Annotated in this window: 5 protein-coding genes; 2 read left to right on the top strand and 3 right to left on the bottom strand. The window is 70.9% G+C overall.

What is annotated here, in order from left to right:
* Together Q2100_RS27945 and Q2100_RS27940 are read right to left on the bottom strand one after the other, a co-directional pair.
* Window positions 1-914: class I SAM-dependent RNA methyltransferase (locus tag Q2100_RS27945; RefSeq protein ID WP_302916657.1), on the bottom strand; the 914-nt coding region annotated here is incomplete at its 3' end.
* A complete protein-coding gene (locus Q2100_RS27940; RefSeq protein WP_276008115.1) occupies window positions 911-2,914 on the bottom strand; it encodes an APC family permease in 2,004 nt (667 codons plus the stop codon). The genes Q2100_RS27940 and Q2100_RS27945, both read right to left, overlap by 4 nt.
* Window positions 2,915-3,008: 94 nt before the next feature.
* On the opposite strand from Q2100_RS27940, the gene Q2100_RS27935 reads away from it, so the two are divergent.
* Both Q2100_RS27935 and Q2100_RS27930 read left to right on the top strand, forming a co-directional pair.
* Window positions 3,009-3,683, top strand: coding sequence for a potassium channel family protein (locus Q2100_RS27935; protein WP_302916656.1), 675 nt, complete (start codon window positions 3,009-3,011; stop codon window positions 3,681-3,683).
* A complete protein-coding gene (locus Q2100_RS27930) occupies window positions 3,680-4,345 on the top strand; it encodes a potassium channel family protein (RefSeq protein ID WP_264010568.1) in 666 nt (221 codons plus the stop codon). Before Q2100_RS27935 ends, Q2100_RS27930 begins: the two co-directional genes overlap by 4 nt.
* Window positions 4,346-4,352: 7 nt before the next feature.
* On the opposite strand, the gene Q2100_RS27925 is transcribed toward Q2100_RS27930, so the two are convergent.
* Window positions 4,353-5,795, bottom strand: a complete 1,443-nt coding sequence (locus Q2100_RS27925; protein WP_302916655.1) for an MFS transporter — start codon at window positions 5,793-5,795, stop codon at window positions 4,353-4,355.
* Window positions 5,796-5,869: the final 74 nt, after the last annotated feature.

Here is a 5,869-nt window from a genome sequence, read left to right as displayed (position 1 = left end):
CCCGACCGGGACGCACCGCGCGAGGTGTCCACGCTGAGCACGCGGCCGTTCTCCCCCACCGCGGCGGCCAGCTCGGCGGCGAACACGCCCGCGCCGCCGTAGAGATCCCACGCCGTCATGCCCGGCTGCAGTGCGGCCCATTCGCCGATCAGCGCGCTGTAGTGCCGCGCGGCGTCCCGGTGGGACTGCCAGAACGCGGTGACCGGCACCCGCCACTCCCGGTCGCCGACGCGTTGCACCGCCTCGTAGCCGCCCTCCACCACCTCGGTGGCCGACCGGCCGCCGGTGCGCGGTCCGGACTGCACGACGTGGCGGGTGCCATCGTCGTCGACCGCGACGTGCACGTGCGCCCCGGGCGGCCAGGCGCGGTCACCGAGGCCGTCGAGCATGCCGGGCGGCAGCTGCGCACAGTTCAGGTGTTCGACCACGACCGAGCTGTGATAGCGGTGAAAGCCCACCCGGCCCTCCGGCGAGGTGTCCAGCCGTACCCGGGTGCGCCACCCGGTGGCGGCCGGCGTGCCGACCGGCTCGGCGACCGGTTCGGTTCCCGCGCCGTCCTCGCCCCAGGTGTATCCGCCCAACCGGGCCAGCTGGTTGGCGACCACGGCGCCCTTCAGCCGGCGGGCCGCGTCCGGTTCGGCGAAGGCGAGGTCGCAGCACCCGGCGCCGTCGACCCCGGCGATCGGGCACAGCGATGCGATCCGGTCGGCTGACGGCTCGATCACCTCGACGACGTCTGCGTGCCAATAGGATTCGCGACTGCTGACCACCCGGACCCGGACCGTCTCGCCCGGCAGGGCGTAGCGCACGAACACCACGCGGCCGTCATGACGCGCGACGCAGCTGCCGCCGTTGGCGGCGGGCCCGGCGGTGAGGACGAGTTCGCCGGGGTCCACCGGCGCGGCGGCGCTCACTCCAGGAAGCCCCTCCGGGCGTCACCGGGGGCCGACTGCGGCGCCAGCGTCTTCAGCCGCTCCGAGGAGCTCAGCTGCCATGGCACCGACGTCACCATCACGTTCGGCTCGAACAGCAGCCTGCCCTTCAGCCGCAGGGCGCTCTGGTTGTGCAGCACCTGCTCCCACCAGTGCCCCACGACGTACTCGGGGATGAAGACGGTGACCACGGTGCGGGGCGACTCCTTGGTGACCCGTTTGACGTAGTCGAGCACCGGACGGGTGATCTCCCGGTAGGGCGAGGCGATCACCTTGAGCGGGACGTTGATGTCGCTGTCCTCCCACTTGTGCACCAGCGCACGGGTTTCGCCGTCGTCCACGCTGACGGTGATGGCCTCCAGCTGGTCGGGACGGGTGGCCCGCGCGTAGGCCAGCGCCCGCAGCGTCGGCAGGTGCATCTTCGACACCAGCACGATCGCGTGATTGCGGCTGGGCAGCACGATGTCGCCCTCCTCGGCCTCCTGCTCCTCGAGCTCGCGCGCCACCGTGTCGTAGTGCTTGCGGATCAACTTCATCAGCACGAACAGGATCACCATCGCCAGGATCGCGATCCACGCACCGACCAGGAACTTCGTCACCACCACGATGACCAGCACGGTGCCCGTCGCGGTCAGGCCGATGCCGTTGATCACCCGGCTGCGCATCATCTTGCGCCGCACCAGCGGATCGGTCTCGGTGCGCAGCAGCCGCGTCCAGTGCCGCACCATCCCGATCTGGCTGAGCGTGAACGACACGAACACCCCGACGATGTACAGCTGGATCAGCGCGGTCACCTGGGCCTGGAACGCGACCACGAACGCTATCGCGGCCAACGCCAGGAACAGGATGCCGTTGGAGAACGCCAGCCGGTCGCCGCGGGTGTGCAGCTGGCGTGGCAGGAAACGGTCCTGAGCCAGGATCGACCCGAGCACGGGGAAGCCGTTGAACGCGGTGTTGGCGGCAAGCACCAGGATGAGCGCGGTGACCAGAGCGATCAGGAACAGCCCGATCGGGAAGTCGTGGAACACCGCGTCGGCGAGCTGGGCGATCAGCGTCTTCTGCTGATAGTCCGCCGGGGCGCCGCCGAGCTGTTCGAGCGGCCGCTCGGCCATCTGCACGCCGGTCTCCTTGGCCAGCATGATGATGCCCATGAACAGCGTGACGGAGACGACGCCCAGCAGCAGCAGCGTCGTGGCAGCGTTGCGGGACTTGGGTTTCCGGAACGCCGGAACACCGTTGCTGATCGCCTCCACACCGGTCAGCGCCGCCGACCCCGAGGAGAAGGCGCGCGCAACCAGGAACACCAGCGCGAAACCAAGGATGTCGCCGTGTTCGGAGTGCATCTCGAAGTCCGCCGACTCGGCGCGCAGCGGTTCGCCGAACAGGTGGATCTGCACGAACCCCCAGACCAGCATGATGGCCATGCCGACCATGAAGGCGTAGGTGGGGATCGCGAAGGCGGTGCCGGATTCCCGGATGCCGCGCAGGTTGAGCGAGGCGAGGATGAGGATCGCCGCGACGGCGAACCACACCTTGTGCTGACCGATGAACGGCACGGCCGACCCGATGTTGCTCATCGCCGACGACATCGACACCGCGACGGTCAGCACGTAGTCGACGAGCAGGGCGCTGGCGACGGTCAGGCCGGCGGTCGGGCCGAGATTCGTGGTCACCACCTCGTAGTCGCCACCGCCCGACGGGTAGGCGTGCACGTTCTGCCGGTAGCTCGCGATCACGATCAGCATCACGCCCGCGACGGCCAGGCCGATCCACGGCGCCATCGAGTAGGCGGTCAGGCCGGCGACCGACAGCACCAGGAAGATCTCCTCCGGCGCGTACGCCGTGGACGACAGCGCATCGGAGGCGAAGACCGGCAGCGCGATCCGCTTCGGCAGCAGCGTGTGCGACAGCCGGTCACTGCGGAACGGGCGGCCCAGCACGAGCCGACGCGCCGCGGTCGAAAGCTTGGACACGAGGTCCAAGGGTAAGCGCAGTCTCGATTGGCGGTAGCGTTCGACGTGCGCGGAGTCGAAGTCCGTTTTCTCCGCCGACGTGCTGGGTGAAAGGGACCGTCAGGTGCGTGTAGTGGTGATGGGGTGCGGCCGGGTCGGCGCGTCGTTGTCGGACAGCCTGTCGCGGATCGGCCATGACGTCGCCGTCATCGACCGCGACGGCACCGCCTTCCACCGGCTGAGCCCGGAGTTCCCCGGCGAGCGGGTGCTGGGCATGGGCTTCGACCGCGAGGTGCTGCTGCGCGCGGGCATCGAGGACGCGGGCGCGTTCGCCGCGGTGTCCTCGGGCGACAACTCGAACATCATCTCGGCGCGGGTGGCCCGCGAGACGTTCGGCGTCGAGCGGGTCGTCGCGCGGATCTACGACGCCAAGCGTGCCGCGGTGTACGAGCGACTGGGCATCCCGACGGTGGCGACCGTGCCGTGGACCACCGACCGGTTGCTCAACGTGCTGACCCGGGAGACCGAGACCACCAAGTGGCGTGACCCGTCGGGCAACGTCGGAGTCGCCGAACTCCCGTTGCACGAGGACTGGGTCGGCCGCCGGGTGACCGACCTGGAAGCCGCCACCGCGGGGCGGGTGGCGTTCCTGATCCGGTTCGGCAGCGGCCTGCTGCCCGACCCGAAGACCGTCATCCAGGCCGGCGACCAGGTGTACATCGCCGCGGTGGCCGGGCACATCGCCGAGGCGCTGGCCATCTCGGCGCTGCCGCCGAGCGAGGACAGCGAGGCACGATGAAGGTCGCGATTGCCGGCGCCGGCGCCGTCGGCCGCTCGATCGCCCGCGAGCTGCTCGAGAGCAATCACGAGGTGACGCTGCTCGAACGCAATCCCGACCACGTCGACGTCGACGCCATCCCCGCCGCGCACTGGCGGCTCGGCGACGCCTGCGAGCTCAGCGAGCTCGAGTCGGTGCGCCTCGAGGAGTTCGACGTGGTGATCGCGGCGACGGGCGACGACAAGGTCAACGTCGTGGTCAGCCTGCTCGCCAAGACGGAGTTCGCGGTGCAGCGGGTTGTCGCCCGGGTCAACGATCCGCGCAACGAGTGGCTGTTCGACGAGAACTGGGGGGTCGACGTGGCGGTGTCGACGCCCCGCATGCTGGCCTCGCTGGTCGAGGAGGCCGTGGCGGTCGGTGACCTGGTGCGGCTGATGGAGTTCCGCAAGGGCCAGGCCAACCTGGTGGAGATCACGCTGCCCGACGACACCCCGTGGGGCGGCAAACCGGTCAAGCGCCTGGAACTGCCGCGCAACGCCACGCTGGTGACGATTCTCCGCGGGGCACGGGTGATCGTGCCGGAGCCCGACGAGCCGCTCGAGGGCGGTGACGAGCTGCTGTTCGTCGCGGTCGCCGAGGTCGAGGACGAGCTGCGCGACGTGCTGCTCAACCGCCCCAAGTGAGCGCCGCTCAGCGGTAGGCGGGCGGCGGCGTCACGCGGTCGTGGCAGTTCGCCGCGGCCTGCGGGGTGATCCGGTCGAGGTCGACGCGATCGTTGCGGATGCCCACCGCCGACACCGCGCCCGCCACCACGAACAGCCCGGCGATCACCAGCGCGCCCTGCCGGAATCCGTCGAAATCCATTGTGCCGCCGATGATCACGCCGGTGAATGCGATGGCGATCAAACCCGAGACCCGCGACACCGCGTTGTTGACCGCCGAGCCGACGCCACTCTGGGCGGGATCGACCGCGGCCAGCACGGCCGACGTCAGCGGCGACACGGTGATCGACAGTCCGAGGCCGAAGGCCACCAGGCCGGGCAGCATCTGGGTCCAGAAGTCGAACGGCTGGTGGGCGGTGGCCATCAGCACGGCCCCCGCGGCGGCCACCATCGGGCCGATCGCCATGTACAGCCGCGGGCCGTGCCGTCCTGCGAGCGCGCCGAACCGGCGGGCCAGCAGGAACGACAGCAGCGGCATCGGCAGCGTGGCCAGCCCCGCCGCGGTGGCCGACAGCCCGGCCGCCTCCTGCAGGAACAGCGCGACGATGAGCGTGGTGAGCGACACGGCCGCGTAGAGGAAGACCGTCGCGAGGTTGCCGACGGCGAAATTCCGCGCGGCGAAGATCCCCAGCGGCATCATCGGGTGCGGCGTGCGGCGCTCCCACCACGGGAAGGCCAGCAGACAGACCACGCCGACCGCCAGGCTCCCCCACACCGCCGGATGGGACAGACCGAGGCGCTGCTGCTCGATCAGGGCGAAGACCGTGCCGGTCAACCCGACCGCGGTCAGCACCGCGCCCACCACGTCGACGGACGCCGACCGGTCGGCGGTGGACACCTCGGCGGGCAGCCGGGCGGTCAGGTAGAGCGTGATGGCCAGCGGGATCACATTGACCCCGAAGATCCACCGCCAGCTCAGCGCGTCGACCAGCACGCCGCCCAGCAGCGGGCCGACGACGAAGGCGGTGCCGGTCCACGCCGTCCAGGTGCCGATGGCGCGGGCCTGAGCGGCGCCGCTGAACCGGGCGTTGATCATGGCCAGCGAACTGGGCACCAGGAAGGCCGCGCCGACGCCCTGCAGGCAACGGGCCGCCACCAGCAGCCAGCCGCTCGCCGCCAGCGCGCACAGCAGCGACGCGGCCGCGAAGACGACCAGGCCCCACCGCAGCACCGCGAGCCGGCCGAACTGGTCGGACACGGCGCCCGCGACCAGGATGAGCGCACCGAGCGCCAGCAGGTACCCGTCGACCACCCACTGCTCGAGGGCGAGCCCGCCCGCCGAGCCAGGTGCGAGGTCTGCGCGGATCGCAGGCAGGGCGAGGTTGACCACCGAGCCGTCGAGGAACGCCACGAACGACGCCAGCACCGCCACCGCGATCAGCGACCGGTCGGACCCCGTCGTGGTGGCCATGGCGTGCCCGCCGGCCGGTCAGTCGGTCCGGGCGTCTGCGGTGTCGGCGTCGTCGACGGACCCGCGGGGGTCCG

Source organism: Mycolicibacterium arseniciresistens (assembly GCF_030519285.1).
GTDB classification, from domain to species: domain Bacteria; phylum Actinomycetota; class Actinomycetes; order Mycobacteriales; family Mycobacteriaceae; genus Mycobacterium; species Mycobacterium arseniciresistens.
This window is presented reverse-complemented; position numbering and strand designations above follow the sequence as displayed.

What these genes read in the sequence shown, in the direction of transcription:
- Q2100_RS27930 (WP_264010568.1), top strand. Translation starts at nt 3,680, where the DNA reads ATGAAGGTCGCGATTGCCGGCGCCGGCGCCGTCGGCCGCTCGATCGCC.
- Q2100_RS27925 (WP_302916655.1), bottom strand. Translation starts at nt 5,795, where the DNA reads ATGGCCACCACGACGGGGTCCGACCGGTCGCTGATCGCGGTGGCGGTG.